25 protein-coding genes and 1 pseudogene are annotated in these 26,883 nt (G+C 70.4%); 15 read left to right on the top strand and 11 right to left on the bottom strand.

Annotation, left to right across the window (positions count from 1 at the left end; translation table 11 throughout):
- Positions 1-76 precede the first annotated feature (76 nt).
- Together ABEA46_RS10500 and ABEA46_RS10495 are read right to left on the bottom strand one after the other, a co-directional pair.
- Positions 77-1,636 (bottom strand): DHA2 family efflux MFS transporter permease subunit, encoded by a 1,560-nt coding sequence (locus tag ABEA46_RS10500; RefSeq protein ID WP_425563181.1) that lies wholly within the window; start codon positions 1,634-1,636, stop codon positions 77-79.
- The gene (locus tag ABEA46_RS10495; protein ID WP_345544494.1) at positions 1,633-2,253 is read right to left on the bottom strand and encodes a PadR family transcriptional regulator; all 621 of its coding nucleotides are present in this window, start codon (positions 2,251-2,253) and stop codon (positions 1,633-1,635) included. The genes ABEA46_RS10500 and ABEA46_RS10495 overlap by 4 nt, the downstream gene beginning before the upstream one ends.
- An 86-nt stretch (positions 2,254-2,339) precedes the next feature.
- Between ABEA46_RS10495 and ABEA46_RS10490 the strand changes: the two genes are divergently transcribed.
- From ABEA46_RS10490 to ABEA46_RS10475, 4 genes are all read left to right on the top strand, one after another.
- The gene (locus ABEA46_RS10490) at positions 2,340-2,678 is read left to right on the top strand and encodes a hypothetical protein (protein WP_345544493.1); all 339 of its coding nucleotides are present in this window, start codon (positions 2,340-2,342) and stop codon (positions 2,676-2,678) included.
- A 30-nt stretch (positions 2,679-2,708) separates the two neighbouring features.
- Complete coding sequence (locus ABEA46_RS10485; protein ID WP_425563180.1) at positions 2,709-3,680, top strand: phosphoribosylaminoimidazolesuccinocarboxamide synthase; 972 nt, start codon at positions 2,709-2,711, stop codon at positions 3,678-3,680.
- Positions 3,681-3,750: 70 nt separating this feature from the next.
- Entirely contained in the window at positions 3,751-5,082 is a 1,332-nt protein-coding gene (locus ABEA46_RS10480) for a uracil-xanthine permease family protein (protein ID WP_345544492.1), read from the top strand.
- A gap of 219 nt (positions 5,083-5,301) precedes the next feature.
- Positions 5,302-6,201, top strand: coding sequence for a VOC family protein (locus ABEA46_RS10475; protein WP_345544491.1), 900 nt, complete (start codon positions 5,302-5,304; stop codon positions 6,199-6,201).
- Between the two features lie 291 nt (positions 6,202-6,492).
- Here ABEA46_RS10475 and ABEA46_RS20380 read toward each other — a convergent pair.
- From ABEA46_RS20380 to ABEA46_RS10450, 6 genes and pseudogenes are all read right to left on the bottom strand, one after another.
- A pseudogene (locus ABEA46_RS20380) lies at positions 6,493-6,656 on the bottom strand (response regulator transcription factor); the annotation flags it as partial.
- A gap of 3 nt (positions 6,657-6,659) precedes the next feature.
- The gene (locus ABEA46_RS10470; RefSeq protein WP_345544490.1) at positions 6,660-7,673 is read right to left on the bottom strand and encodes a LacI family DNA-binding transcriptional regulator; all 1,014 of its coding nucleotides are present in this window, start codon (positions 7,671-7,673) and stop codon (positions 6,660-6,662) included.
- Positions 7,674-7,722: 49 nt separating this feature from the next.
- Complete coding sequence (locus tag ABEA46_RS10465) at positions 7,723-9,201, bottom strand: glycoside hydrolase family 1 protein (protein WP_345544489.1); 1,479 nt, start codon at positions 9,199-9,201, stop codon at positions 7,723-7,725.
- Positions 9,202-9,270: 69 nt separating this feature from the next.
- A complete protein-coding gene (locus ABEA46_RS10460; RefSeq protein WP_345544488.1) occupies positions 9,271-10,185 on the bottom strand; it encodes a carbohydrate ABC transporter permease in 915 nt (304 codons plus the stop codon).
- A complete protein-coding gene (locus ABEA46_RS10455) occupies positions 10,182-11,255 on the bottom strand; it encodes a carbohydrate ABC transporter permease (RefSeq protein ID WP_425563179.1) in 1,074 nt (357 codons plus the stop codon). The genes ABEA46_RS10460 and ABEA46_RS10455 overlap by 4 nt, the downstream gene beginning before the upstream one ends.
- A gap of 163 nt (positions 11,256-11,418) precedes the next feature.
- Complete coding sequence (locus ABEA46_RS10450; protein ID WP_345544487.1) at positions 11,419-12,696, bottom strand: ABC transporter substrate-binding protein; 1,278 nt, start codon at positions 12,694-12,696, stop codon at positions 11,419-11,421.
- Positions 12,697-13,013: 317 nt separating this feature from the next.
- On the opposite strand from ABEA46_RS10450, the gene purS reads away from it, so the two are divergent.
- On the top strand, positions 13,014-13,262 hold the full coding sequence (gene purS / locus ABEA46_RS10445; protein ID WP_345544486.1) for a phosphoribosylformylglycinamidine synthase subunit PurS: 249 nt from the start codon (positions 13,014-13,016) through the stop codon (positions 13,260-13,262).
- Positions 13,259-13,966: a phosphoribosylformylglycinamidine synthase subunit PurQ gene (purQ, locus tag ABEA46_RS10440; RefSeq protein WP_345544485.1), complete on the top strand. Its 708-nt coding sequence runs from the start codon at positions 13,259-13,261 to the stop codon at positions 13,964-13,966. The genes purS and purQ overlap by 4 nt, the downstream gene beginning before the upstream one ends.
- A 77-nt stretch (positions 13,967-14,043) precedes the next feature.
- On the opposite strand, the gene ABEA46_RS10435 is transcribed toward purQ, so the two are convergent.
- The gene (locus ABEA46_RS10435; protein ID WP_345544484.1) at positions 14,044-14,475 is read right to left on the bottom strand and encodes a DUF1761 domain-containing protein; all 432 of its coding nucleotides are present in this window, start codon (positions 14,473-14,475) and stop codon (positions 14,044-14,046) included.
- A gap of 104 nt (positions 14,476-14,579) precedes the next feature.
- Here ABEA46_RS10435 and ABEA46_RS10430 point away from each other — a divergent pair, with 104 nt between their 5' ends.
- The 3 genes from ABEA46_RS10430 to ABEA46_RS10420 all read left to right on the top strand — a co-directional run bounded on the left by ABEA46_RS10430 (position 14,580) and on the right by ABEA46_RS10420 (position 16,725).
- The gene (locus ABEA46_RS10430; protein ID WP_345544483.1) at positions 14,580-15,512 is read left to right on the top strand and encodes a 2-hydroxyacid dehydrogenase; all 933 of its coding nucleotides are present in this window, start codon (positions 14,580-14,582) and stop codon (positions 15,510-15,512) included.
- A 16-nt stretch (positions 15,513-15,528) separates the two neighbouring features.
- Positions 15,529-15,999 (top strand): anthrone oxygenase family protein, encoded by a 471-nt coding sequence (locus ABEA46_RS10425; protein WP_345544482.1) that lies wholly within the window; start codon positions 15,529-15,531, stop codon positions 15,997-15,999.
- A gap of 147 nt (positions 16,000-16,146) precedes the next feature.
- Positions 16,147-16,725, top strand: coding sequence for a pyridoxamine 5'-phosphate oxidase family protein (locus tag ABEA46_RS10420; RefSeq protein WP_345544481.1), 579 nt, complete (start codon positions 16,147-16,149; stop codon positions 16,723-16,725).
- Between the two features lie 26 nt (positions 16,726-16,751).
- On the opposite strand, the gene ABEA46_RS10415 is transcribed toward ABEA46_RS10420, so the two are convergent.
- Positions 16,752-17,267, bottom strand: coding sequence for an adenine phosphoribosyltransferase (locus ABEA46_RS10415; protein WP_345544480.1), 516 nt, complete (start codon positions 17,265-17,267; stop codon positions 16,752-16,754).
- Positions 17,268-17,338: 71 nt separating this feature from the next.
- Between ABEA46_RS10415 and ABEA46_RS10410 the strand changes: the two genes are divergently transcribed.
- Genes ABEA46_RS10410 through ABEA46_RS10400 form a run of 3 tightly spaced genes read left to right on the top strand, consistent with a single transcriptional unit; the run spans position 17,339 to position 21,372 of the window.
- The gene (locus ABEA46_RS10410; protein WP_345544479.1) at positions 17,339-19,036 is read left to right on the top strand and encodes a glycoside hydrolase family 13 protein; all 1,698 of its coding nucleotides are present in this window, start codon (positions 17,339-17,341) and stop codon (positions 19,034-19,036) included.
- 56 nt (positions 19,037-19,092) lie between these two features.
- The gene (locus ABEA46_RS10405) at positions 19,093-20,112 is read left to right on the top strand and encodes a LacI family DNA-binding transcriptional regulator (RefSeq protein WP_345544478.1); all 1,020 of its coding nucleotides are present in this window, start codon (positions 19,093-19,095) and stop codon (positions 20,110-20,112) included.
- A gap of 33 nt (positions 20,113-20,145) precedes the next feature.
- Entirely contained in the window at positions 20,146-21,372 is a 1,227-nt protein-coding gene (locus ABEA46_RS10400; RefSeq protein WP_345544477.1) for an amidohydrolase, read from the top strand.
- Positions 21,373-21,531: 159 nt separating this feature from the next.
- Here ABEA46_RS10400 and ABEA46_RS10395 read toward each other — a convergent pair whose 3' ends face one another.
- A complete protein-coding gene (locus ABEA46_RS10395; RefSeq protein WP_345544476.1) occupies positions 21,532-22,599 on the bottom strand; it encodes a VanZ family protein in 1,068 nt (355 codons plus the stop codon).
- Between the two features lie 75 nt (positions 22,600-22,674).
- Between ABEA46_RS10395 and ABEA46_RS10390 the strand changes: the two genes are divergently transcribed.
- The 3 genes from ABEA46_RS10390 (at position 22,675) to sufU (ending at position 26,656) form a co-directional block, all read left to right on the top strand.
- Complete coding sequence (locus ABEA46_RS10390; RefSeq protein ID WP_345544475.1) at positions 22,675-24,825, top strand: APC family permease; 2,151 nt, start codon at positions 22,675-22,677, stop codon at positions 24,823-24,825.
- An 89-nt stretch (positions 24,826-24,914) separates the two neighbouring features.
- Complete coding sequence (locus tag ABEA46_RS10385) at positions 24,915-26,207, top strand: SufS family cysteine desulfurase (RefSeq protein ID WP_345544474.1); 1,293 nt, start codon at positions 24,915-24,917, stop codon at positions 26,205-26,207.
- Complete coding sequence (gene sufU, locus ABEA46_RS10380; RefSeq protein WP_345544473.1) at positions 26,204-26,656, top strand: Fe-S cluster assembly sulfur transfer protein SufU; 453 nt, start codon at positions 26,204-26,206, stop codon at positions 26,654-26,656. The genes ABEA46_RS10385 and sufU overlap by 4 nt, the downstream gene beginning before the upstream one ends.
- The last annotated feature ends 227 nt before the right edge of the window (positions 26,657-26,883 follow it).

Raw genomic sequence — 26,883 nt, 5'->3', positions numbered from 1 at the left:
GCGCGCCGCCGCAACGGAGAGTGGATGCCGCGACCCCGGTCGATCGAGGGTCGCGGCATCCGGTTCTCACTGTTGCTCAGTCGGCGGCGGGCACCGCGGCGTGACCGGCCTGCCAGTCCTCGGCGGACGACAGTTTCGGACGCTGCAGGAACAGCACCACGACGACCGCGACCAGCATGACCGCGGCGGGCAGCAGGATGGCCTGCGCCATGGCCTGCGAGAAGCCGTCGATGACGAACGGCGGGAGCGTGCCCGTTCCGAACGAGCCCGCGGCATCGGAGGCGCCGGGCAGGTTCGCCTCCAGGCGCGCCTGCATGAACGCGGCGATGGACGCCGATCCGATGACCGAGCCGATCGTGCGCGTCGTGTTGTAGATGCCGGCGCCGGCGCCAGCCTGCCGCGGGGGCAGGTTGCGGGTCGCGGTCGTCGCGAGCGGACCCCACATGCCGGCGTTGCCGATGCCCATGAGCGCCGAGGGCAGCAGGTACACCCAGATCGGGGTGTCGACGTTCATGAGCGACGAGTACCAGAACAGGGACCCCGCGACCAGGAGCAGACCCGGCACCAGCAGGAAGCGCGGGTCGGTGCGGTCGAGCAGCTTTCCGGCGAACGGCGCCAGCACGCCCGACAGCACGGCCATCGGGATGAGCAGCAGCGCCGACTCGGTCGGGGTGAGACCGCGCGCCAGCTGGATGAAGAACATCAGCGGCAGCGACATGCTCGTCACCGTGAAGCCCACCATAGAGATGGCGAGGTTCGACACCGAGAAGTTGCGGTCGCGGAACAGCGGCAGCGGCACGAGCGGCTCGTTCTTGGTGCGCGCCTGCGTCCAGATGAACAGCGCCATCACCGCGACGCCCGCGATGATCATCGTCCACACCCACGGCGCCCAGTCGTACTTCTCGCCCTCCTGCAGGCCGAAGACGATGAGGAACAGGCCGAGCGCGCTGAGCAGCACGCCGACGATGTCGAAGCGGTGCGGGTGGGTCTCGAGCTTGGGCACCAGGATCCACGCGAGCACGAACGCGATCACGCCGACCGGGATGTTGATGAAGAAGATCCACTCCCAGCCGAACCCGTCGACCAGCAGGCCGCCGGCCAGCGGGCCGACGAGGGTCGCGACACCGGCGGTGGCGCCCCACAGGCCCATCGCCGCGCCGCGGCGGTTCGGCGGGAAGGTGCGGGTGATGACGGCCATCGTCTGCGGCGTCATGAGCGCAGCGCCGAGGCCCTGCACGGCGCGCGCGACGATGAGCATCTCGAGCGTGCCCGACAGGCCGCACCAGAGCGACGCGAGCGTGAAGATCGACAGGCCGATGAGGTAGATGTTCTTCGGCCCGAAGCGGTCGCCGAGGCGGCCGGTGATCAGCAGCGGCACCGCGTACGCGAGGAGGTAGGCCGAGGTCACCCACACGACGTTGTCGAGGTTGTTGGTGTCGGGGTCGAGCGCAGCCTTGATGGCGGGGTTCGCCACCGAGACGATCGTGGTGTCGACCAGGATCATGAAGAAGCCGATGACGAGCGCCCACAGGGCGGGCCATGGACTGCGGGGCTTGTGCCCGGCGGCGTAGGCGCCGGTCGGCGGGTGCGCGGCCGGGTTCGGCCCGGTCGCTGAGCTTGTCGAAGCGTCGGTCACTGTCGTGCAGCCTTTCTCTGGGCGAGATAGCGTTCCGAGGGGAGCCGCTCGGGGCCCCACTCGAAGTCGGGGTGCTCGATGCGCACGATCGTCGCGTCGAGCCAAGCGAGGTCGGCGCGCGCGAGGGCTTCTTCGCGCCCGAGCTCGAGGAGGTACTGCTCGGGCACTCCCTTGGCCAGCGCGTTCCCGCGGCCGGCCGTGACGCTGTCGAGCAGCTCCGCCAGCGTGGTGCGGCGCTGACGCAGCAGGGCGACGGCCTCTTCTCGCTCGAGGCCGTGCGCCTCGGCGAGCGCGACGCGGAACTCGGCGGGCCGATCCACCCGCGGCAGCTCTCGCCGCACCCACTCCACGACCGCCTCGGCGCCCGCCTCGGTCTGCGTGTACGTGGTGCGCTCCGGGCGGTTGCCGTCGCGGTCGACGCCCACTTCGGCGAGGAGCCCCGCACGCTCGAGCCGGGCGACGGTGTGGTAGAAGGTGCCGTTCGTGATCGTCACGATCCGGTCGTCGCGCCGGATGTGCATCAGCCGGATCATCTCGTAGGGGTGCATGTCGCCTTCGGCGAGCAGCGCGAGCACCATGACCCCCAGCGGGGTCAGGCGGGCGAGGGCATCCGTCACGATCACTCCAGGTCGACTAGTCCACATGGACTATACACCCGAGACCACCCTCGCGCGACGCCCGGAACGGCTCGTAGCCTGTGCTCATGACCGACGCCGCCGCTGTCGAGGCAGGGCACGCGATCCTCGACCCGATCGCCGCCGAGTACCTCGAGCGCCCCGAGGTCGACATCGGCGCGATGTTCGGCAGCGAAGGCCTGCGCGTGCGCGGAAAGGTGTTCGCCTTCCTCAACCATCTGGGCGCGCTCGTGATCAAGGTGCCCGAAGCGGGGGCCGACGCGATCGTCGCCGCGGGCGACGGCGAGCGCATGGAGATGCGCGGCCGCGTCGCCCGCGAATGGGTCGTGGTCGACCAGGGCCGCGCAGTGCGCTGGGCGCCGCTCATGGCCGACGCATTCGCCTACCTCGATGAGATCACGCCGTGACCGCCTCGGCGCAGTGACGATAATGGACGGGTGACGGCTATCCCCTCCCCCTCGACCGAGCTCGCCGGCTGGCGACACGTCTACTCCGGCAAGGTCCGCGACCTGTACGTGCCCGCCGAGACGCCCGAGGGCGCGGAGCCCGAACGCCTGCTCGTCGTCGCGAGCGACCGTGTGAGCGCGTTCGACCACGTGCTCTCGCCCGGCATCCCCGGCAAGGGCGAGCTGCTCACGACGCTCAGCCTGTGGTGGTTCGACCAGCTGGCCGGCGCCGACGGGGGGCGCGGCATCCCGAATCATCTCGCCGCTTCGCACACGCTGGGGCTCGGTGAGGACGGCGTCGCGAACACCGCCGACGACCTGAAGAACCTGATCCCGGATGCCGTCATCGGGCGCGCGATGGTCGTCAAGAGCCTCGACATGCTGCCCATCGAATGCGTCGTGCGCGGTTACCTCACCGGGTCGGGCTGGGCCGAGTACCAGGCCGGCGGCACGGTGTGCGGCATCCCGCTCCCACAGGGGCTGAACAACGGCGACCGGCTGCCCGAGCCGATCTACACGCCCGCGTACAAGGCGCCGATGGGCGAGCACGACGAGAACATCTCGTACGAGCGCACGGTCGAACTGGTCGGGGCCGAGCGCGCCGCCGAGCTGCGCGACCTGTCGCTGGAGATCTACACGCGCGCCGCCCGCACCGCCGAGGCGCACGGCGTGATCCTCGCCGACACGAAGTTCGAGTTCGGCCTCGACGAGAACGGCGTGCTGACCCTCGCGGACGAGGTGCTCACGAGCGACTCGTCGCGGTACTGGGATGCCGCCGCCTGGGCTTCGGGGACGACCGAGGCCGAGCGCATGGCGAGCTTCGACAAGCAGATCGTGCGCAACTGGCTGGCCGCCAACTGGGCCCCGCCGCGCGAGGGCGAGCCGCCCGCACTGCCGGCCGACATCGTCGAGCGCACGGCCGCCCGCTATCGCGAGCTGCTGGAGCTGCTGACCTCGGCGTGACGCCCACGGGCGGCATCCTTCCGCGCCGCTAGGGTGAGGCGAGCACATCACCCGAGCGCAAGGAGCGCACATGCCCCTGTGGACCCTCCACGGCAACGGCCGGACCGTCGAACCGGGCCAGGTCGTCCGTCCCGAGGAACGCCTGAACTGGCCCGCGACGATCGCGATCGGCGCGCAGCACGTCATCGCCATGTTCGGCGCGACGTTCCTGGTACCGATCCTGACCGGCTTCCCGGTCTCGACGACACTGCTGTTCTCGGGTATCGGCACGCTGTTGTTCCTGCTCATCACCCGCAACCGGCTCCCCAGCTACCTGGGGTCGTCCTTCGCGTTCATCGCACCGGTCACGGCAGCCACGGCGTCGCAGGGCATGGGCTCGGCGCTCGCGGGCATCGTCGCGGTCGGCGTCCTGCTCGCCGCCGTCGGGTTCATCGTGCAGTTCGCGGGACTCGACTGGATCGAGAAGCTCATGCCGCCGGTGGTCGCGGGCGCGATCGTGGCGCTCATCGGCTTCAACCTCGCGCCGGTCGCGTGGCGGAGCTACCAGTTGGCGCCGGTCACGGCGACCATCACGCTCGTCGCGGTCATCCTGTGCAGCGTGCTGTTCCGCGGCTTCCTCGGACGCATCTCGATCTTCCTCGGCGTGATCATCGGCTACATCGCGGCGCTCATCGCCGGCGAGGTCGACTTCACCGCGGTGAACGAGCTCGTGGCGAACGGGCAGTGGGTGGGCCTGCCGACCTTCCACATCGCCGACTTAGGCTCGCCGGGCACGTGGAGCGTCATCGCGATGTTCCTGCCCGTCGTGCTCGTGCTCATCGCCGAGAACGTCGGCCACGTGCGCGGCGTCGCGACCATGACCGACTCCTCGGTCAACAAGTACACCGGCCGCGCGCTCATCGCCGACGGCGCCGCCACGGTGCTCGCGGGCACGTTCGGCGGTTCGGGCACCACGACGTACGGCGAGAACATCGGCGTCATGGCTGCCACCCGCGTGTACTCGACCGCCGCGTACTGGGTCGCGGGCATCTTCGCGATCCTGCTGTCGCTGTCACCGGTCGTCGGCGCGGTGTTCAACTCCATCCCGGCGGGCGTGCTGGGCGGCGTGACCACCGCCCTGTACGGCCTCATCGGCATCATCGGCATCAAGATCTGGGTCGACAACCGCGTGGACTTCTCGCGCCCCGTCAACCAGTACACCGGCGCGGTCGCCCTCGTGATCGCGATCGCGGGCTTCACGATGCAGTGGGGCGACTTCCAGCTCGGCGCGATCGTGATCGGCGCCGCCGCGGCCCTGCTGATCTATCACCTCGGCAACCTCATCGCCCGCTGGCGCAAGACCGGCGCCGACGACGGCGGCCCGATCCCGGCCGTCGGCCAGCTCGGCGGCGACCCGCAGTAATCAGGACGTGGATGCCGCTGCCCCGGGCCGTCCCGTCCTCCGGGGGGCGGCATCCACCGTTCGGGAGGGTTCGCGCGCACCCCGCCCCCATTTCTGTCGAGAACGCGGTTACTCGCCGAGACCCCACGTTGTTCACGTCGAAGACATGCGGTCTCGGCGAGAACGTGCGTTCTCGACGGCCGTGGGGGCGTCGCCGGGGCTCGGGGGAATGATCGGCGGATGCCGGAGGTTCTCATTCATGTGAATGCACAGGCCGATCGACTCGCCCCCGACACCGCGATGGGGGCCGTCACGCTGCTCGTGGGCGACCTCGACGGCATGACGGCGTTCTACCGCGACGTCATCACCCTGCAGGTGCTGTCGGCCGACGGCGATCGTGTCGTGCTCGGCCGCGCCGGGCGCGCGATCGTCGTGCTGCAGCATGAGCCGGCGCTGCGCCACGCGGTGCCGGGAGCCGCGGGGCTGTTCCACACCGCGATCCTGTTCGAGACGCAGGAGGCCCTGGCCGCGGCTCTCTACAGCGTGGCAACGCGGGCTCCGCAGACCTTCACGGGATCCGCCGACCACCTCGTGAGCGAGGCGTTCTACCTCACCGATCCCGAGGGCAACGGCATCGAGCTGTACTGGGACCGCACGCGCACAGAGTGGTCGTGGACGCACGGGACCATCGAGATGGCGACGCTGTACCTCGACCCCAACGCGTTCCTCCGCGAGCACCTGACCGAGAGCGCCGCGGGCGGCGGGACGGCTCAGGATGCGGCATCCGTCGGACACGTGCATCTGTCGGTCGGCGACGTCGAGACCGCGCGCGCCTTCTACGTCGACGCGCTCGGCTTCGACCAGACCGCGGCGATGGGCGGCCAGGCGCTGTTCGTCAGCGCGGGCGGCTACCACCACCACATGGCGATGAACGTGTGGAACTCGCGCGGCGCCGGTCCGCGCATGCCGGCGCTGGGTCTCGGCCGCGTGGATCTCGACCTGCCCGACGCCGACACGATCGGCGAGCTGTCGGAGCGCCTGCGCCACCACGGCTTCGAGGTGCGCGACGACGGCCGCACGGTGTCGTTCGACGACCCGTGGCGCAACCTGCTGCACGCGACGGCACCCGGACGCGGCTGACCCGGTTCGCCCGGCGAACCAAGGCGTCTGCGGCGAACCGAGGGGCTTCGCGACCGGTTTCGACGCGATCCCCCTGCCTCGACGGGACACGGGCCGCGGGCCGGGCCGGCGGGATGCCGCGGCCGACAGCATCCACCTGCCCCTGTTTCGCGAGACCGGGGATCTGTGCCGCGAATCAAGGGATCTGCGGCGAGCCATGGGACCACGCCACCGGTTTCAGCACGATTCCCCTGGCTCGACAAGCCAAGGATCTGCGCGCCGGAACAGGGATCGGCCCGCCGCGGCGGGGTCTCAGCGGCGGATGATGCGGCGCTCGATCGCCGCTGCCACGGCTCCCGCCCGCGTGTCGACCCGAGCTTGCCGTAGATGTGCGAGAGGTGGGATTTCACTGTCGCCTCCGACACCAGAAGTGCCCGCGCCAGCTCGCGGTTGCCCTTGCCGTCGGCGAGCAGCTCGTCTCAGACGGAGTCGCGGACGACCAGCTCGGTCTCGAGGATCGTGACGTGGCGCGGATGCCGGCCGGCGAGGATGTCGAGCAGCACCGTGGCCATGCGCTCGCCCTGCGCGAAAGAGGGCTGACGCACCGTGGTCAGCGACGGCGTGACCGACGTGGCCACCGGGGAGTCGTCGAACCCCACGACCGCGACGTCCTCGGGGACGCGCAGGCCTGCCGCGGCGAGCACCGTGAGCACACCGCGCGCCATCAGGTCGCTCGCCACGAAGACGGCGTCGGGCCTCGCCCCGGAGTCGAGCATGCGGCGCATCGCCTCGGCCCCGCCGTCGGCCGTGAAGTTGCCGTCCTCGACCGCGACCTCGTCGAGGTGGAAGGCCTTCAGCGCGTCGCGGTAGCCGCGCAGGCGGTCGACACCGGCGGGCATGTCGTGCGGGCCGGTGACGGTCGCGATGCGGCTGCGGCCGCTCTCGATCAGGTACGCCGTCGCGTCGAATGCGCCACGGGCGTTGTCGACGTCGACGTAGTAGTCGCGCTCTCGCTCGCGCACCGGACGGCCGCCGTAGACGACCGGGACGACGCTCGCGATGCGGTCGATGAACGTGTCACTGGTGTGGTGCGACACGACGATCGCGCCGTCGACCGCGCCGGACCGCACGTAGGACGTGGTCTTGTCGCCCGGGTCGTCGCTCGCGATGAACAGGTTGAGCACGTAGTCCGAGCGGCTCAGCCGCGAGTTGATGCCCGACACGATCGCCGCGAAGAACGGGTCTCCGAAGAACCTGGTGGTGTCTTCGGGGACGATCAGCGCGACAGCGTGGGTCTTCTGGCTCGCGAGCGACCGCGCCGCACGGTTGGGCACGTAGTTGAGCGCGGCGATCGCCTTCGTGACAGCCTCGAGCGCCTCGGGGCTGACGGCGGTGGAGCCGTTGACCACACGCGACACGGTCGACCGCGAGACGCCTGCCGCGGCGGCGACCTCTTCGATCGTCACCGCCTGACGCGCGACATCCGTGCTCATCGCTGTCCCTCCCTCACCGACACTACGGTCCGAATCTAGGCCAGTGGCGCTACGACGCGGATGCCGCGGCGCCGGCGACCGCGGCGTCGAGCGCGCGGGCGCCGATGATGCGGCGGTACTCGCGCGCGCTGTCCTTCGGCGTGCGCTCCTGGGTGTCGTAGTCGACGCGGACGATGCCGAAGCGCTTCTCGTACCCCCACGCCCACTCGAAGTTGTCGAGCAGCGACCAGTAGAAGTAGCCGCGCACGTCCACGCCGGCCTCGGCGGCATCCAGGATCGCTCCCAGGTGACCGCGCAGGAATTCGACGCGATCGGCGTCGTGCACGCGCTTCTCGCCGTCGTCCACGACGAGCTCGTCGTCGTACGCGGCGCCGTTCTCGGTGACGTACAGCACGGTGCCGGCGGGCTGGGCGTACTCGTCCCACACGCGCTGCAGCAGCTCGGTGAGCCCCTCGGGCTGCACCTCCCAGTGCATCGGCGTGCGCGGCAGGCCCCGCTCGTGCCAGTAGATGCCCTCGTGCGACGGGTACGGCGAACGCCCGGGGCGATCGGTCGGGGCGTCGCCGGCGATCGGCGGGTTCACCGGCTCGTGACCGCCCACGTACTCGCCGTGGTAGTAGTTCACGCCGAGTGTGTCGATCGGCGTCGAGATGACCTCGAGGTCGCCCGGACGCACCGCGGCCTCCCATGCGGCGACCGCGCCGGCATCCACCGTGCGGATGTCCTCGACGATGTCGGCCGGGTACTGCCCGCGGAAGATCGGGTCGAGGAACCAGCGGTTGAACTGGCCGTCGATGCGTCGCGCGGCGTCGACGTCGGCGGGGTCGTTCGCGTCGACCGGCTCGGCCACCGTCAGGTTCAGCGTGATGCCGAGCTTGAGCGACTCGTCGCGGGCACGCAGCTCGCGCACCGCCTGGCCGTGCCCGAGCATCAGGTGGTGGGCGGCGAGCACGCCCTCCTCGACGCTGTAGTGCCCCGGCGCGTGCAGGCCGGCGGTGTAGCTGAGGAACGACGAGCACCACGGCTCGTTGAGCGTGGTCCACACGTTCACGCGGTCGCCCAGCGCGTCGTGCATCGTCAGCGCGTACTCGGTGAACTTGTCGGCGGTGTCGCGGTTGGCCCAGCCGCCCTGCTCCTGCAGCGCCTGCGGCAGATCCCAGTGGTAGAGCGTCAGCCACGGCAGGATGTCGGCGCCGAGCAGCTCGTCGACCAGCCGCTTGTAGAAGTCCAGACCCTGCGCGTTGACGGCGCCGCCGTCGGGGCGCACGCGCGACCACGACGTCGAGAAGCGGTACGTCTGCAGCCCGAGGTCCTTCATCAGCGCGACGTCGTCGCGGTAGCGGTGGTAGTGGTCGCACGCCACGTCGCCGTTGTCGGCGTTGATGACGGCACCCGGCACGCGGCAGAAGGCGTCCCAGATGGAGTCGCGGCGGCCGTCCTCGTGGGCGGCGCCCTCGATCTGGAAGGCAGCGGTCGCGGCGCCGAACAGGAAGTCCGACGGGAAGGCGCGCGAGATCGCGGTCGTCATGAGGGGGGAGTCCTCTCTGGAAGAAGCGTCTGGATTCAGGATGCCGGGGGCCGAGCGGGGGCGGTAGCCCTAGCCCTTGACGGCACCGGCCATGATGCCGCTGACCAGCTGCTTGCCCGTGAAGACGAACAGGATCAGGAGCGGGATGGTGGCCAACAGCACGCCGGCGAGCACGACGGAGTAGTCGACGAAATAGTTCGACTGCAGCAGCTGCAGCGCGACGGGCAGGGTGGGGTTCTGCGGGTCGAGCACGATGAACGGCCAGAAGAAGTTGTTCCACGCCGTGACGAAGGTGAACAGGCCCAGCATCGCCGCCGCGGGGCGCGCGGCCGGAAGTCCGACCGTCATGAACGTGCGGAACGAGTTGGCGCCGTCGACGCGGGCGGCCTCGATGAGCTCGTCGGGGACCGTCTGGCGCAGGTACTGCGTCATCCAGAACACGCCGAACGCCGTGACGAGGGCGGGCACGATGATCGCCCCGATCTGCCCCGTCCAGCCGAGGTCGGCGAACAGGATGTACAGCGGCACGACGCCGAGCTGCGTGGGCACGGCCATCGTGGCGATCACGAAGATCAGCAGGATGTTGCCGCCCTTGAAGCGCAGCTTCGCGAACGCCCAGCCGGCGAGCGTCGAGAAGAAGACGACCGAGAGGGCGATCACCGTCGAGCTCCAGATGGAGTTCCACAGCGCCGTCCAGAAGTTGACGGCCTCGTTGTTCATGACGGCGGCGGCGTTCTCGAAGAAGTTGCCGCCGGGGATCCACGACATGTTGGGGTCGCGGATCGTCGACGAGTCGCCCGAGCCGATCAGCAGCGACCAGTAGTACGGCAGCAGGGAGGCCAGCAGCACGAAGCTGAGCGCCGTGTAGACGAACCAGCCCGGTCGCTCACCGGCCCCGCCGCGCCGCCGCCGGCGGCGGCGCTTCTCTTCGGGGGCGATCTCGGTGTCGTCGAGGTGCAGGGGCATCGCGGTCGTCGCGCTCATCGCACGGTCTCCTTCTGGGCACTGGCGGACGAGACGTCGTCCGCGGCGCGGTGCGCGTCGGCGGCGACGGATGCGCGGGCGGCCCGTGCAGCGGCGCGGCGCTGCTTGCGCGACATCTGGCCGCGGCCGCCTTCGTCTCGGATGAGGCTCTGCGACACGAACAGGTTCACGATGCCGATCGCCAGGATGATGAGGAACAGGATCCAGGCGAGCGCGGCCGCGCGGCCGAAGTTCCATTCGCCCCAGCCGATGTTGTAGAGCCAGAGGCTGATGGTGAGCCACTGCGAGTTCGCGCCGCCGGTGCCGTACTGGTCGTACATACGGGGCTCGTCGAAGATCTGCAGACCGCCGATGGTCGACGTGATGATCACGAAGATGAGGGTCGGGCGCAGGCTCGGGACGGTGATCGAGAAGAACTGGCGGATCTTGCCCGCGCCGTCGACGGTCGCGGCCTCGTAGTAGTCGCGCGGGATGGCCTGCATCGCGGCGAGCAGGATCAGGGTGTTGTAACCGGTCCAGCGGAAGTTGACCATCGTGGCGATCGCGATGTGGCTCGCGAAGGCGTTGGAGTGCCACGGGATGTCGGGGATGCCGATCCGGTTGAGCAGGGTGTTGATGATGCCGTACTGGTCGCCGAACATGTTGCTGAAGATCAGCGCGACGGCGACGGGCGCCATGACGTAGGGGACGAGGACGCCCATGCGCCAGAACGTCTTGGCGCGGATGTTCTGGTCGAGCATCGCGGCGATGAAGATGGCGGCGATCAGCTGCGGGATGCTCGACAGCAGGAAGATGCTGAACGTGTTGCGCAGCGCGATCCAGAACTTGGGGTTCGAGAGGACCCACTCGTACTGGCCCCACCCGATGAACTCGCCGGAGTTGCGGACGAGGTCCCAGTCCATGAACGAGATCACCGCGGTGTAGGCGATCGGGAAGAGCCCGACCACGATGAAGAGGATGAAGAACGGCGAGATGTAGAGGTAGGGGGAGAGCTTCAGATCCCACGCCGTCATCCGATGGCCGAAGCCGATGCGCTTGGGAGTTCGCGAGCTCGGGACTGTGGTGGTCACGTGGGCTCCTCGGTTCGGGTCCGGAGCGGACGGGTGGGCGCCGGTGGACGGCGCGTGACATGGTGCGGACGAGGCGGGTCGCAATCAGAACCCGCCCCGTCCGGGTATCAGACGGTGTGCCGGGGGCCGCCGCTGCGGCAACGGCCCCCGGGATCCGGGATCGTCAGCCGATCGCGCCGACTTCGGAGACCCACTGGTCCCACGAGGTCTTGGCGTCCTGCGTGCCGTCCTCGACGCGGGTCAGCGCCTTCTGCATCGCGTCGTTGATCTGGAAGTAGTACTGACCCTTGAACGGCGAGACCGTCACGGCGTTGGCGCGATCCGTGAAGATCTGGCCGACCGGCGCGTTGTTGAAGTACTCGTTCGTCGAGCTCAGCAGCGTGTCGGACTCGAGTGCCTCGACCTGGCTCGGGAACGTGCCGGCGTTCTCGAACGCCTTGATCTGCTGCTCGGGAGCGGTCAGCCAGTCAGCGAGCTCCTGCGCCTCCTTGACGTGGGCGCCGTTGGCGGGAACGGTCAGGAACGAGCCGCCCCAGTTGCCGCCGCCGTTCGGGAACACGTTGGCGATGTTCCATCCGGTCGTGTCGGGAGCGTTGCCGGTGATCTGGCCGAGCATCCAGCCCGGGCACAGCAGCGTCGCGAAGGCGCCGTTCGACATGCCCGCGTACCAGTCGTCCGACCACTGGCCGAGGTGAGCCGACTGCGTCGCGCTCGCGGCGAGGACCTGGTCGTAGATGTCCTTGACGTCCTGGTTGTCGGTCGCGATGATGTCGCCCGAGTCGGGGTCCTCGTACGCGGCCTCGACCTGGTTGATCATGCCCTGGTAGGTGCTGCCGGCCGAGTCGAAGAACGCCTGGCCCGTGGCGGCGGTGTACTGGTCGCCCAGCGCGAAGTACTTCGACCAGTCGCCGTCGATCGCCGCGGCGACGTCTGCCGGGTCGGTGGGCAGGCCCGCAGCCTCGAAGAGGTCCTGGCGGTAGCAGACGGCCTCGGGGCCGATGTCGGTGCCGTAGCCGATGAGGTTGCCATCGGCGTCGGTGGCCGACTCGGTCTTCCAGTCCAGCCAGCGGTCCTTCAGGTCGTCCGGAACCGGCGCGAGCAGGTCGGAGTACTTCATGACCTCGGGGAGCCAGTCGACCTCGATGGCCTCGACGTCGGCGAGACCCTTCTTGCCGAGCTTCTGGAAGTAGTTGGCGCGAGCGTCGTTCGAGGTGGCCGCCTTGTTCTGGACGACCTTCACGTTCGGGTGCTCCTTGGTGTACTCCGCGAGGAGGTCCTTGGTGTAGCCGAAGTCGTTGAAGGTCGCGACGGTCAGCGTGATCTGCTCGTCCGAGCTGCCGGCGTCGTCACCGCTGCCGCTGGCGCAGCCGGCGAGGACGATGGCCGAAGCCGAGAATGCGGCGAGTGCCACGGCGCTTCTGCGGAAGGCGCGTGCGTTCACTGTCACTCCTTTGTGTTTTCAGGGGTTGTCTGTGTTGCAGGACCGACTCGGGCGGGTGCCGTGCCGGCTGGCCGTGGGAGCGTTCCCACCAACCGAGAGGCAACGTTATGGGATCGCTCCCACGAAAGTCAAGGGAGCGCTCCCACGAAACGGTCACGGTTGTGTCACGAGTGCCTGTGGACGCCGAGGAGCGGCAGGATGCCCGGCCCCGTAGACTGGAGGCGACCCCTGCCCGCGACATCCGGCGTTCCGACTTCTCGCTGCGCTCGTCGCTCAACGACCGAGAGCAGCGGCCTGCGGCCGCCAGGAGGATCCGTATGCCCACCATCGTCGTCGACGTCATGCCCAAGGCCGAGCTGCTGGACCCGCAGGGAAAGGCCGTCGCCGGAGCGTTCGCACGGCTCGGCGTCTCGGACTTCTCGGCAGTCCGCATCGGCAAGCGCTTCGAGCTGACCGTCGAGGGCGAGGTCACCGACGAACTGCTCGCCGAGGCGAAGCGCGTCGCCGATGAGATCCTGTCGAACTCGGTCATCGAGGACGTCGTGGGCATCGAGGTCGTGGAATGACCGCCCGCATCGGCGTCATCACCTTCCCCGGGTCGCTCGACGACCGCGACGCGCAGCGCGCCATCCGCATCGCCGGTGCCGAGCCCGTCGCGCTGTGGCACGGCTCGCACGACCTCGACGGCGTGGACGCCCTCGTGCTGCCCGGTGGCTTCAGCTACGGCGACTACCTGCGTGCGGGTGCGATCGCGGCCCTCGCGCCGATCATGGCGGAGGTGAAGGATGCCGCGGCCAAGGGCATGCCGATCCTCGGGATCTGCAACGGCTTCCAGATGCTCGTCGAGGCGCACCTGCTGCCCGGCGGCCTGATCCGCAACGCGCACCAGCAGTTCATCCGCCGCGACCAGCGCCTGCGCGTCGAGAACGCCGACACGGCGTGGACGAGCGACCTGTCGGCCGGGCAAGAGATCGTGATCCCGCTCAAGAACGCCGACGGCGGCTACATCGCCTCGGAGTCCGAGCTCGACCGCCTCGAGGGCGAAGGGCTCGTCGCGTTCCGCTACGTCGGCGTCAACCCGAACGGGTCACTGCGCGACATCGCCGGCATCGCGAACGAGCGTGGCAACGTCGTGGGCCTCATGCCGCACCCCGAGCATGCCGTCGAGCCCGGCTTCGGCCCGAACACGTCGGCCGCGATGCGCTCCGGCGTCGACGGCCTCGGCTTCTTCACCTCGGCCATCGCGGCCGTGGTCGCCCAGGCGGCCTGAGCCGCGGCATCCCCGACCCGCGCGGTCGCTGAGCCTGCCTCAGCGCGCCCTTCGACGAGCTCAGGGACCGCTCACCCTCACACGGTGCCTGCGGGCGGCCAGACGCCGATGATGAGCGCCATCACGACGATCGTCACGAGCTCGTGCGCGATGTTGAGCACGGTGAGCGACGACGGCCGCCCCTCGAACGCGTCGTGCGTGATGAACCGTGCGGCGGTGAACCCCGCCCACAGCACGATGCCGGTGCCGATCGCACCGAGCAGGTAGCTGCCGTCGTAGAAGTGCCACGCGATCGATGAGGCGCCTGCGAGCACCCATGCGGTCACGAAGCTCACGATCACCGTCGTGACGATCGGCAGCACGGCGCTGGCGCCGGGGCGGTCCATGTCGACGTTCGCGAGCTTGGCCCAGCGGGTGCCGAACACCTTCGGCGTGTACCAGATCGAGCCGACGACCATGCTCGACGCGGTGGCCAGCAGCACCGCCCAGTAGTTGATCTCGGGAACCATGAGAGCCTCCTCCTCGGGGCTGTCCGGGCCGCGCGCCCCGCTCGACGCGAGCGTAGCGTCACGCGAAGACGCCGACCGGGCGCCTCGCCGGTAGCGTGGAGCGGGTGAGCACAGGCATCCCGAATCTCGTCGTCAGCGTCCCCACCGAAGAGCTCGCCGCAGATCTGGGGGCATTGCCCGATGGCGTCGAGCTCGTGGTCTGGCCGATGGATGCCGCGGCCCCCCGCGACCGGTTCGACATGGTCGTGCCGCCGTACATGTCGATGGCGCGCGTGCTCGAGCGTCTCGAGGGCGTCCAGGTGGGACTCGTGCAGGGCCAGTCGATCGGGTACGACGGCGTGGCCGACATCCTCCCCGCCGGCCTCACCTTCGCGAACGCCGCCTCGGTGCACGAGACCTCGACCGCCGAGCTCGCGGTCGGCCTCGCGATCGCGGCGCAGCGCCACATCGGCGAGTTCGCGGTCGACACCGCCGCCGGCCGATGGGCGCCCGTGTTCGCGCAGAGCCTCGCCGACCGCCGCGTGCTGCTGCTGGGCTACGGCGGTGTGGGCAAGGCTGTCGCCGCGCGCCTCGCGCCGTTCGAGGTCGAGCTCACCCCGGTCGCCTCGCGCGCCCGCGACGAGGACGGTGTCGCCGTCCACGGCGTCGACGAGCTGCCCGAACTGCTCCCCCGCGCCGAGCTCGTGATCGTCACCCTCCCGGGCGGCACGGCGACGCAGAACATCGTGGACGACGAGTTCCTGGCGGCCCTGCCCGACGGCGCGCTCGTGATCAACGTCGGCCGCGGCTCGCTCATCGACACCGATGCGCTCGTGGACCACGTGCGCCGTGGCCGCATCCGCGCCGCCCTCGACGTGACCTCGCCCGAGCCGCTGCCCGAGGGCCACGAGCTGTGGACGCTGCCGGGCGTGCTGATCACCCCTCACGTCGGCGGCGCCTCCAGCGCGATGCGTCCGCGCGTGGCGCAGCTGGTGCGCGCGCAGATCGAACGACTCGTCGCCGGCGAACCCCCGCTCAACGTGGTGCTGGGCGGCTGATCCTCAAGGAGCGCGCATGGACGTGCAGGACACCCTCGCGGCGGCCGCCGCGCTGCTCGGCGCGGCGATGGCCGGCGTGTACTTCGGCTTCTCGCTGCTGGTGATGCCGGGCCTCTCGCGGTCGCCCGACGACGCTTCGCTGCGGGTGATGCAGCAGATCAACCGGTCCATCCGGCCGGTGTTCCTGCTGCTGTTCCTCGGGTCCGCACTCGTCGCTCTCGCGTCGGCGATCGCGGAGCTGATCGCGTGGCAGGGGGCGGTCTCGGCCTGGCGACTCGTCGGCGACGTGCTGATCATCGCCCACTTCGTGATCACCGGCGCGTTCCACATCCCCCGCAACAACGCGGTCGACCGGCTCTCGCCCGCCGATGCGGCTGATCTGCGCACCTGGCGGACGACCGCGCGGCAGTGGACGATCGGCAACCACGTCCGCGGCTGGGCCCCCTTCATCGGCGCCGGGATCCTGATCGTCACACTGCTCGTCTGAGCCGGGATCCGTGTCGGGGCGGGCCCGAGCCCCTGCCCGAGGGGCCATGCGCTGTGGACCTCCCCCGTCGAGGAGGGGGCGCAGCATCCCGCGCCCTTTCGTTCTGCCTCGCGGTGGAGTAGACCGGAGGCAAGGACAGCGATCGCGATGAACACCTCCCCTGCGGACCGGAAACCGACCATCGAGCGACTCCCCGCCTCCACCAGCTGGGAGTACGTGCAGACGACGACGCTCGGCAGGCTCGCGGTGATCAACGCCGACGGCTCGCCCGACATCTTTCCGGTGAATCACCTGGCCCACGAGGGCTCGTTGTTCATCCGCACCGCGCGCGACCCGAAGCTGCTCCACATCGCGCACCATCCGGCCGTCGCGTTCGAAGTCGATGGCGAGGCGGACGGCTGCTACTGGAGCGTGGTGATCCGCGGACGGGCCGAGCGCGTGATCCGGGACGACGAGATCCGCGCGAGCGGGCTCAACCGACTCGTCTCGTGGAGTCCGACCGTGAAGCTGTTCGCGGTGAAGATCACCATCAGCGCCATCACCGGCCGGCGGTTCGCCGTCGACGTCGGGCGGAGCGATCCTGCCATCGCATTCGAGGGGGAGGCGACCCGGCCGCAGCCCGAAGAGCCGCACGTCCCACGAGGAGGGCGTCCCGCGCCGATCCCGCACTTCGAGCCGATCACCGGCGCGACGCCGATCACGCCCGCGCCGCGCCGGCCGGAATGAGGGCGACCGGGCGGACAGTGAGGTCGTCAGGCGGTGAAGACGGTGTGCACGTCGCCCACGACCTTGCGGCCGCCGAGCGCGGTGAGTTCCATGAGCACTGCGGTGCCGACGACGACGCCGCCGAGCGTGCCGACGAGCTCGTGCGCGGCGACCAGTGTGCCGCCGGTGGCCAGCACGTCGTCGACGAGCAGCACACGCGTGCCGGGGGTGATGTCGTCGTGGGCCTCGATGGTGGCGGTGCCGTACTCGAGGGCGTAGGTGACCGATGCCGCCGGCAGCGGCAGCTTGCCCGCCTTGCGGATCGGCACCAGACCGACGCCGGCCTCCATGGCGACGGCCCCGGCGAGCAGGAATCCGCGGGCCTCGACGCCGGCGACGACGTCGAACGAGCCCTCGAACGGCGCGATCATGGCGTGGATGACGGTGCGCAGCGCGGACGCGTCGGCCAGCAGCGGCGTGATGTCGCGGAACAGCACTCCCGGCTCGGGATAGTCGGGGATCGTGCGGATGAGCGATTCGGCGCGAGTGAGGGCTTCGGACACGCGCTTCACCCTACGCCCGCGGCCTGAACGCGGAAGACGAGTGATGTAAGCGCTTGCAGTACACTGGCCGGATGACTTCCGCAGAGACCGCCGAGCGCACCGCTGCGCCGTTCCCGCCCGCAGAGCCCACGCCGGCCGGTTCCGAGTGGTGGCGCACCGCCGTCATCTACCAGATCTACCCGCGCTCGTTCGCCGACGCGTCGGGCGACGGCATCGGCGACCTCCCCGGCATCACGTCGCACCTCGACGACCTGCAGAGCCTCGGCATCGACGCCATCTGGCTGAGCCCCTTCCAGCGTTCGCCCCAGAAGGACGCGGGCTACGACGTCAGCGACTACTGCGACGTCGACCCGCTGTTCGGCACGCTGGGCGACTTCGACGACATGCTCGCCGCGGCGCACGCTCGCGGCATCCGCGTCATCGTCGACCTGGTGCCGAACCACTCGTCCGACCAGCACGTGTGGTTCCAGGAGGCCCTCGCCGCCGCCCCCGGCAGCGCCGAGCGCGCCCGCTACATGTTCCGCGACGGCCAGGGCGAGGACGGCGAGCTGCCCCCCAACAACTGGGAGTCGGTGTTCGGCGGCCCCGCCTGGACGCGCGTGGTCGAGGCCGACGGCGCGCCGGGCCAGTGGTATCTGCACCTGTTCGACTCGTCGCAGCCCGACTTCGACTGGTCCAACGAGGTGGTGCGCGAGGAGTTCCGCCGCGTGCTGCGCTTCTGGCTCGACCGCGGGGTCGACGGCTTCCGCGTCGACGTCGCCCACGGCCTCATGAAGGCCGAGGGCCTGCCGGACTACATCCCGGACCCCGAAGCCGGCTCGATGGGCGGCGAAGAGGAGAACGTGCCCTACTGGGGCCAGGACGCCGTGCACGAGGTGTACCGCGACTGGCGCAAGATCCTTCAGGAGTACCCGGGCGACCGTGCCCTCGCCGCCGAGGCCTGGCTGCCGACGGCGGAGCGCACCGCCGAATGGGTGCGCCCCGACGAGATGCACCAGGCGTTCAACTTCCCCTACCTGCAGACCGAATGGGATGCCGCCGACCTGCGCGACGTCATCGACCTGTCGCTGCGCGCCTTCCCCGCCGTCGGCGCGCCGTCGACCTGGGTGCTGTCGAACCACGACGTCGTGCGTCACGCATCGCGTCTGGCCCTGACGGCCGAGAACCCGCAGGGCCACGGCATCGGCCCGGACTCCCCCGGTCAGCCGATCACCGAGGTGGGCCTGGCCCGCGCCCGCGCGGCAACGACGCTCATGCTCGCGCTCCCCGGCTCGGCATACCTGTACCAGGGCGAGGAGCTCGGCCTGCCCGAGGTCATCGACATCCCCGGTGAGGCGCGTCAGGACCCGACCTGGTTCCGCACGAACGGCGAGCGTTACGGCCGTGACGGCTGCCGCGTGCCGCTCCCCTGGACCGCGGCCGGCCCGGCCTGCGGCTTCAACGACAGCGGCGCCTCCTGGCTGCCGCAGCCCGCCGAGTGGGCCGAGCTCGCCCGCGACGCCCAGCGAGGCGTCGCCGACTCGACGCTCGAGCTCTACCGCACGCTGCTCGCCGAGCGTCGCGCGCGGAGCCTCGGCGCCGGCTCGCTCGAGTGGCTCGAGGGCTACGGAGCGGATGCCGTCGCATTCCGCAACGGGAATGTCACCGTCGTGGCGAACACCGGTTCCCGGCCTGTCCCGCTCCCGAGCGGTATCGTGATCGCGGCGAGCGGTCCCGTCACCGACGTGATCCCGGCCGACACGGCGGTCTGGGTGGCCGACCAGCACTGACGCACGGCGGGGGCCGCCGGCATCCCTTCTCCTTCTCTCGAAAGCCAGGTGACGACGTGGTCAGCATCGACGAGGTCGCCCGCGCGGCGGGCGTCTCGACGGCGACCGTGTCGCGCGCGCTCAGCGGGCGCGGCCACGTCTCGGCGGGGGCCAAGGCGAAGGTCGAGGAGGCCGCCAAGAGCCTCGGGTACGTGGTGTCGGCGTCCGCGTCGAGCCTGGCCTCGGGCCGCACGCGCAACATCGGCGTGCTGGTGCCGTTCCTCGACCGCTGGTTCTTCTCTACGGTGCTGAGCGGCATCGCCTCGGCGCTGATGCGGCGCGGCTACGACATCACGCTGTACAGCCTGACCGCCGAGCGGGCCGAGCGGCACGACGTGTTCGACACGTTCCTGCGCCGCGGCCGGGTCGACGGCGTGATCGCGATCTCGCTCGAGCTGGGTGAGGAAGAGACCGAGCGGCTCGTCGAGCTCGACCTGCCGGTCATCGCGATCGGCGGCCCGAACCCGCACCTGACGACCCTCACGGTCGACGATGTGGCGGTCGCGCGCCTGGCCACCGAGCACCTGCTGGCGCTCGGGCACCGCGAGATCGCGCACATCGGGGCGAGCCCCGAGTTCGACATCGATTTCCACATCCCCACGCAGCGTCGTCAGGGATTCGAGCAGGCACTGGCCGACGCCGGCATCGAGGTCAGCCCGTCGCTGTTCGAGCCGGCCGACTTCACGATCGAGGGCGGCTTCCGGGCCGCCAAGCAGCTGCTGGGCAAGCCCGGCGGCCGGCCGACGGCCATCTTCGCGGCATCCGACGAGATGGCGATCGGCGCTCTGCTGGCGGCACGGGACCTCGGCTACCGCGTGCCCGAGGACCTCTCGGTGATCGGCATCGACGGACACGAGCTGGGCGAGTTCTTCCGGCTGACGACGGTCGACCAGTTCCCGATGGGGCAGGGCGAGCGGGCCGCAGAGGCGATCCTCGCGGCACTCGAGGCTGCCGACGACGAGGCGCCCACCCACCGTCCCGGCGAGCTGCCGTTCGAGCTCATCGTGCGCGGCTCGACGGCGCGTCTGCCCGGCTGACGGCGGCCGCGGACCCGCGGCTAGGCTCGGGTCATGACGATCGACCTCGAAGCGCTGTACATCGATCTGCACCGGCATCCGGAGCTGTCGTTCCAAGAGACGCGTACGGCGGGGGTGATCGCGCAGCACCTCAGCGGACTCGGCATCGAGTTCGAGGAGGGCATCGGCAAGACCGGCATCGCGGCGAAGATCGAGAACGGCGACGGTCCCGTCGTGTGGCTGCGTGCCGACATGGATGCGCTGCCCGTGCCCGAGCAGACCGGCCTCGCATACGCGAGCACCGCGCGCGGCACCGATCCTGCCGGCAACGACGTGCCGGTCATGCACGCGTGCGGCCACGACATGCACGTCACCGCGATGCTGGGTGCGCTGGAGCGCCTGGTCGCCACCAAGGACGAGTGGTCGGGCACGGTGGTCGCCGTGTTCCAGCCCGCCGAGGAGTACGGCTCGGGCGCGCAGGCGATGATCGCCGACGGCGTGCTCGACCGGTTCCCGAAGCCCGACATCGTGCTCGGCCAGCACGTGACGCCCCTGCCCGCCGGCACCATCGGGGTGCGCAGCGGCACCCAGATGGCGGCATCCGACGGCCTCACCGTCACCCTGCACGGCCGCGGCGGCCACGGCTCGCGCCCGCAGGCCACGATCGACCCCGTCGTGATGGCGGCCGCCACGGTCATGCGCCTGCAGACGATCGTGTCGCGCGAGGTCGACCCGCGCGATGTGGCCGTGGTCACCGTGGGCTCGATCCATGCCGGGCTCAAGAACAACATCATCCCCACCGAGGCGAAGCTCGAGCTGAGCCTGCGCTACCCCGACGACGAGGCGCGCGCCCGCGTGCTCGAGAAGGTCGAGCGCATCGTCCACGCCGAGGCGCAGGCCTCGGGCGCCGAGGAGCCGCCGGTCATCGTCACCGACCACACGCTGCCCCCGACGATCAACGACGTCGACGCGACCGCTCGCCTGACCGAGGCGTTCGACACCGCGTTCGGCGCGGGCACGGTCATCGACCCGGGCATGTTCACCGGCAGCGAGGACGTCTCGTGGTTCGCCCGCGAGGCCGGCGTCCCGCTCGTCTACTGGTTCTGGGGCGGCGTCGACGCCGAGGCGTTCGCGAAGGCGTTCGCGGCCGGCACCGTCGAGCACGACATCCCGACGAACCACTCGCCGTTCTTCGCGCCGGTCATCCAGCCGACGCTCGGCCGCGGCGTCGACGCGCTCGTGATCGCCGCGCGCGAGTTCCTGGGCACGCCTGCGGCGTAGTCGAATGGATGCCGGCGGCCCGCGCCGACCGTCGGCACAGGCGTTTCGTCTTCGCTCGTACCTCGCTCCGCTCAACGACCAGAACTCGCCCCGGTCGTTGAGCGAGCGAAGCGAGACGAAACGCGTCGGCTGAGGGCAACCGAGGCCGCCGGCATCCCGTCATCCTCCGACGGGCTCGACGGGCTCGCGAGCGTCGACCAGGCGCTGGCCCGACACGATGCCGGGAAGGCCGCGGCGATCGTCGGTGGTGAGCACGAGCACCGCCGAGATGAGCGCGAAGGCGCCGGTGACGACGCCCCACGCGCCGGGCAGGGCGCTCAGCAGCAGATAGCCGCCGATGCCGCCGAGAAAGCGCAGAGGGCGTGCCAGGCCGGTCGGCAGCTGCCCGCCGGTGTAGCGCAGCTGCACGGCGTGGTCGCCGATCGTGCGTCCCGTGGCGAGTGTGACGACGAGCCACACCGCGATCGGCACGGCACCGGCCACGACCGTCGCGGCCGTGCCCTCGCGCACGGCTCGATCGGCGCCGAGCACGTAAAGCAGCAACTGGAACCCGATCGCGACCGCGGCGCCCAGCACCCAGGCGGCGAGCACGTCGCACAGCATCGCGAGGAAGCGGCGACGGCGGGTGATGGGCCGTGGCTCCTCGGCGTCGGCGAACTTCGGGGTGCCCCACTGCCGCCGCGGAACGGCGAGCGCGAGCACGGATCCCACCAGCGCACCCAGGGTGTTGGTGAGCAGATCGTCGACATCGAACACCCGGTACGCGCACGGATACAGGCCCCATACGCCGGTGAGCTGGGTCGTCTCGATGAACGCCGAGACGCCGAGGCCCACGAGCAGGGCGGTGGGGATGCCGCGGCCGCCCAGTACCCGCACGAAGAAGCCGAGCGGCACGAACAGCACGACGTTCAGCAGCAGCTGCAGCACGGCCGGATCGGTGAGCGTGCGGCCGGGACTCGCGATCGCCCCGCGCACGTCGCTCACGAACGCCAGCACGTCGAGGTTCACACCGGCGCAGCGGATCGCGTCGGGGTCGGGAAGTGGCAGCAGCGTGTACGTCCAGATCGCCATGACGTACACCAGTGCGGCGCCCCACAGCACGAAGCGGCCGACGCCGAAGCCGCCGCGGCGCCGGTAGCTGAGGGCGACGAACGGCACGAACAGCAGCACCGCCGCGACGAGACCCGCCACGATGGCGAGCACGCCCAGAATGACCTGTTCACCCACGCTTTGAGTCTCCCAGAGGAGGGGGCCGCATGGATTCCGTGAGGATGCCTGTCCGGATGCGTCCTCACGGATTCCATGCGGGTAACATCGCCCGCCGTGACGAACGAAAGCCGCGAGCAGTCGGTCGATGAGGCGCCGATCGCGAAGCGCCTCATCCTGGGGGATCCGCTCGCCTCCACGGACTCCGACGAGCACCTGCTCCCCAAGCGCATGGCGCTGCCGATCTTCGCCTCCGACGCCCTGTCGTCGGTGGCGTACGCACCCCAGGAGCTGCTGCTCATCCTGATGACCGGGGGCCTGGCGTTCCTGGCCTTCGCACCCTGGATCGCCGCGGCCGTCGTGGTGCTGCTGGTGGTCGTGGTGATCAGCTACCGCCAGCTCATCAAGGCGTATCCGTCGGGCGGCGGCGACTACGAGGTGGCCCGCAAGAACCTCGGCGAGATCCCCGGCGTGATCGTCGCCTCGGCGCTGTTGGTCGACTACGTGCTCACCGTCGCGGTCTCGGTCGCCTCCGGTGTCGACAACATCATCTCTGCGCTGCCGGGTCTGAACCCGTGGCGGGTCGAGCTGGCCGTCGGCTTCGTCATCCTGATCGTCGTGATCAACCTGCGAGGAGTTCGTGAGGCATCCCGCGCCTTCGCGATCCCCACGTATGTGTTCATCGGCTCCGTCGGCGTCATGATCCTCGTCGGCCTCTTCGAGATCGCGACCGGCAACGCCCCCGTCGCCTCGAGCGCCCAGTACGCCGTCGAGACGCAGGACATCACACAGGCCGCCGTGATCCTGCTGGTGCTGCGCGCGTTCTCGAGCGGCTGTTCCGCGCTCACCGGCGTCGAGGCCGTGTCCAACGGCGTGCAGGCATTCCGCCGCCCGAAGGTCGAGAACGCGCAGACGACGCTCGCCATGATGGGCGGCATCGCGATCGTGCTGTTCACGGGTCTGACCGCGATCGCGCTCGTCTCGGGCGTCCACTACGCCGAGAACCCGTGCGACCTCATCGGCTTCGACTGCTCGAACCCGCAGCCCAGCCTCATGGCGCAGGTGTCGTCGGCCGTGTTCGGTATGAACTCGATCCCGTTCTTCGTCATCCAGGCCGCGACCGCAGTCGTGCTGCTGCTGGCGGCGAACACGGCGTTCAACGGGTTCCCGCTGCTGGGCTCGGTGCTCGCGCGCGACGGTTACGCCCCCAAGGCGCTCAACACGCGCGGCGACCGCCTGGTCTACTCGAACGGCATGATCATCCTCGGCCTCATCGCCATCGGGGTGCTGATCGTCTACCAGGCCAACCTCACGAACCTGATCCAGCTGTACATCATCGGCGTGTTCGTGTCGTTCACACTCGGGCAGATCGGCATGATCCGGCACTGGCTGCGCGGTATGCGCGGCATCAGAGGGCTGACCGCCGACCAGCGGAGCGCCCCCGGCATCCGCGCCGAGCTGCGCGGGCTGCGCAAGGGACTCCTCATCAACTCCCTCGGCGCTACGATGACCGCGTCGGTGCTCGTCATCGTGACCATCACGAAGTTCACGCACGGCGCGTGGCTGGTGTTCCTGGCGATCCCCGTGCTGTCGTTCCTCATGGTCGGCGTGCACCGGTACTACCGCGACGTCGAGCACGAGATCGAGATGGACGACCAGACCCACTTCGGCTCGTCGGGCGATGTCGCCATCATCCTCGTCAACAAGCTGCAGAAGCCGGTCGTCAAGGCCGTCGACTACGCCCTGGCCGCCAAGCACGACAAGACCTTCGCGGTGCACATCGCCGTCTCGAAGGACGACACCGAGGCGATCCAGGCCGAGTGGCGCAAGCACCGCATGCCCATCCCGCTCAAGATCATCGAGTCGCCCTACCGCACCTACGCCGGGCCGATCGCCGAGTGGGTGCGCAAATACCGCGAGGAGCACGGCTCGTCGGTGGTCACCGTCTACCTGCCGCAGTACATCGTCGGCCACTGGTGGGAGGGCCTGCTGCACAACCGCCGCTCCCGGCGCATCGCGCAGCAGCTGATGCTGGTGCACGGCGTCTCGATCACGCTCGTGCCGTGGCTGCTCGACTCGTCGGAGCTCATCTACGGCCGCCGTTCGCGCGTGCTGCCCGGCGACGAGCGCGCCGGCCGCGCGGGCCAGCACACCGTGCCGGCCGTCGAACGGCGTGGCCGCCGAGCCATCCGGCCGGCCGGTCCACCCGTGCCCACCGAGAAGGCCGACGCCTCGCCTCAGCCCTGACCCCATCGCCCCCTGTTCTCGTTGCGCGTCGAAGAGGTGGGGTGGATGCCGGCGGCCCGGGGCGGCGGCATCCCGCGTAGCCTTAAGGGGTGAGCTCTGCACCCGTCCCTGCCACCGCGATCGACGCCGACGCGGTCCGCGCCGACTTCCCGATCCTCGGCGAGCGCGTGAACGGGCAACGCCTGGTCTACCTCGATTCGGGCGCGACGAGCCAGAAGCCGCAGGCCGTCATCGACGCCGAGGTGTCGTTCCTCACGCGGGCGAACTCGGCCGTGCACCGCGGCGCGCACACCCTGGCGGCCGAGGCGACCGAACTGTTCGAGGACGCCCGCACGACGGTCGCCCGGTTCGCGGGTGCTCCTGCCGAGCAGCTGGTCTGGACCAGCGGCGCGACGGCCGGGCTCAACCTCGCGGCCTACGCGATCGGCAACGCGAGCCTCGGCCGTGGGGCCCCGGCGAGCGCGCGCTTCGCGCTGCGTCCGGGCGACGAGATCGTCGTGACCGAGGCCGAGCACCACGCGAACCTGATCCCCTGGCAGGAGCTCGCGGCCCGCACCGGCGCCGTGCTGCGTCACATCCCCGTCCGCGACGACGGCGCGCTCGACCTCGAGGCTGCTGCCGCTCTCATCGGCGAGCGCACGCGCGTGGTGGCCTTCACGCACGTGTCGAACGTGCTGGGCATCGTGAACCCGGTGGCAGAGCTCGTCGCCTTCGCGCGGGCCGTGGGAGCAGTGACCGTGCTCGACGCGTGCCAGTCCGCGCCCCACCTGCCGCTCGACCTCCCTGCGCTGGGCGTCGACCTCGCGGTCTTCTCAGGTCACAAGATGCTCGGTCCGTACGGCGTCGGCGGCCTCTACGGGCGCGCCGAGGTGCTCGAGGCGCTGCCGCCGTTCCTCACCGGCGGCTCGATGATCACCACGGTCACGCTCGACGCGGCCGAGTACCTGCCGCCGCCGCAGCGGTTCGAAGCGGGCACGCAGCCGGTGTCGCAGGCGATCGCGCTGGCCGCCGCCGTCCGGTACCTCGACGGCCTGGGCATGGCGGCGGTCCACGCGCACGAGCAGGCGCTCGAAGCCCGCATGGGCGAAGGGCTGCGCCGGATCGATGGCGTGCGGCTGCTCGGTGACGCGGCCGGCGCGGAGCGCGTCGGGCTGTGGGCGTTCGACGTCGCCGGCGTGCACGCGCACGACGTCGGGCAGTTCCTCGACGCCCGCGGCGTGGCCGTGCGGGTCGGGCACCACTGCGCCCAGCCGCTGCACCGCCGGTTCGGCCTGACCGCCACGGTGCGGGCCTCCACCTCGGTCTACAACACCGCGGACGACGTCGACGTGTTCCTCGACGCGCTGTCGGGCGTCCGCCCGTTCTTCGGAGTCAGCGCATGACCGGCCTCGAATCGCTCTACCAGGAGCTCATCCTCGACCACTCCAAGCGCCCGCACGGCAAGGGCCTCGCCGACGAGGCGGCGCACACCGCGACGTCGCACCAGCGCAACCCGATCTGCGGCGACGAGATCACGCTGCGCGTGCGGGTCACCGACGACGGCTCCGAGGTCGCCGAGGTCACCTGGGACGGCGCCGGGTGCTCGATCTCGCAGGCGTCCGCGTCGATGCTCGTGTCGCTGCTGGAGGAGGAGGGACGGATGCCGCGGGCCGAGGCATCCACTCTCATCGAAGGCTTCCGCGAGGCGCTGCGCTCGCGGGGCGAGCTGCCGCTGGACGAGGAGGTGTTCGGCGACGCCGCCGCGCTGTCTGGGGTCTCGAAGTACACCGCGCGCGTGAAGTGCGCGATGCTCGCGTGGGTCGCGTTCGAGGACGCCCTCGCCCGCGCCTGACGCTCGGCTCCCGCTCGTCGAGCCAGCGGAGCAAGACCAACGCCCCCGCTCGTTGAGCGACCGCGGCGAGACGAAACGCCGCGAGCCGCCCGTCGGACTCAGCGCCTCGTGGGAGTACGCGCGGGGCCGGTTCCCGAGAACGCGTCACCGCGTTTCGACTCGCCGGCGCTCGCTCAGCGACCGCGGGCGGATCGTCAGCGTCCCGTGAGCATGGCCGCAGGGCTCGT

The sequence above is a fragment of the Microbacterium jejuense genome, assembly GCF_039544225.1.
GTDB classification, from domain to species: Bacteria; Actinomycetota; Actinomycetes; order Actinomycetales; family Microbacteriaceae; genus Microbacterium; species Microbacterium jejuense.
This window is presented reverse-complemented; position numbering and strand designations above follow the sequence as displayed.

Excerpts from the sequence above, each read along its gene's own strand:
- ABEA46_RS10425 (WP_345544482.1), top strand. The coding sequence starts at position 15,529 with ATGGACGTGCAGGACACCCTCGCGGCGGCCGCCGCGCTGCTCGGCGCG.
- ABEA46_RS10470 (WP_345544490.1), bottom strand. The coding sequence starts at position 7,673 with ATGAGCACGGATGTCGCGCGTCAGGCGGTGACGATCGAAGAGGTCGCC.
- ABEA46_RS10475 (WP_345544491.1), top strand. The coding sequence starts at position 5,302 with ATGCCGGAGGTTCTCATTCATGTGAATGCACAGGCCGATCGACTCGCC.
- ABEA46_RS10490 (WP_345544493.1), top strand. The coding sequence starts at position 2,340 with ATGACCGACGCCGCCGCTGTCGAGGCAGGGCACGCGATCCTCGACCCG.
- ABEA46_RS10460 (WP_345544488.1), bottom strand. The coding sequence starts at position 10,185 with ATGAGCGCGACGACCGCGATGCCCCTGCACCTCGACGACACCGAGATC.
- ABEA46_RS10420 (WP_345544481.1), top strand. The coding sequence starts at position 16,147 with ATGAACACCTCCCCTGCGGACCGGAAACCGACCATCGAGCGACTCCCC.
- purQ (WP_345544485.1), top strand. The coding sequence starts at position 13,259 with ATGACCGCCCGCATCGGCGTCATCACCTTCCCCGGGTCGCTCGACGAC.
- ABEA46_RS10400 (WP_345544477.1), top strand. The coding sequence starts at position 20,146 with ATGACGATCGACCTCGAAGCGCTGTACATCGATCTGCACCGGCATCCG.
- sufU (WP_345544473.1), top strand. The coding sequence starts at position 26,204 with ATGACCGGCCTCGAATCGCTCTACCAGGAGCTCATCCTCGACCACTCC.
- ABEA46_RS10465 (WP_345544489.1), bottom strand. The coding sequence starts at position 9,201 with ATGACGACCGCGATCTCGCGCGCCTTCCCGTCGGACTTCCTGTTCGGC.
- ABEA46_RS10410 (WP_345544479.1), top strand. The coding sequence starts at position 17,339 with ATGACTTCCGCAGAGACCGCCGAGCGCACCGCTGCGCCGTTCCCGCCC.
- ABEA46_RS10390 (WP_345544475.1), top strand. The coding sequence starts at position 22,675 with ATGCGGGTAACATCGCCCGCCGTGACGAACGAAAGCCGCGAGCAGTCG.
- purS (WP_345544486.1), top strand. The coding sequence starts at position 13,014 with ATGCCCACCATCGTCGTCGACGTCATGCCCAAGGCCGAGCTGCTGGAC.
- ABEA46_RS10480 (WP_345544492.1), top strand. The coding sequence starts at position 3,751 with ATGCCCCTGTGGACCCTCCACGGCAACGGCCGGACCGTCGAACCGGGC.
- ABEA46_RS10435 (WP_345544484.1), bottom strand. The coding sequence starts at position 14,475 with ATGGTTCCCGAGATCAACTACTGGGCGGTGCTGCTGGCCACCGCGTCG.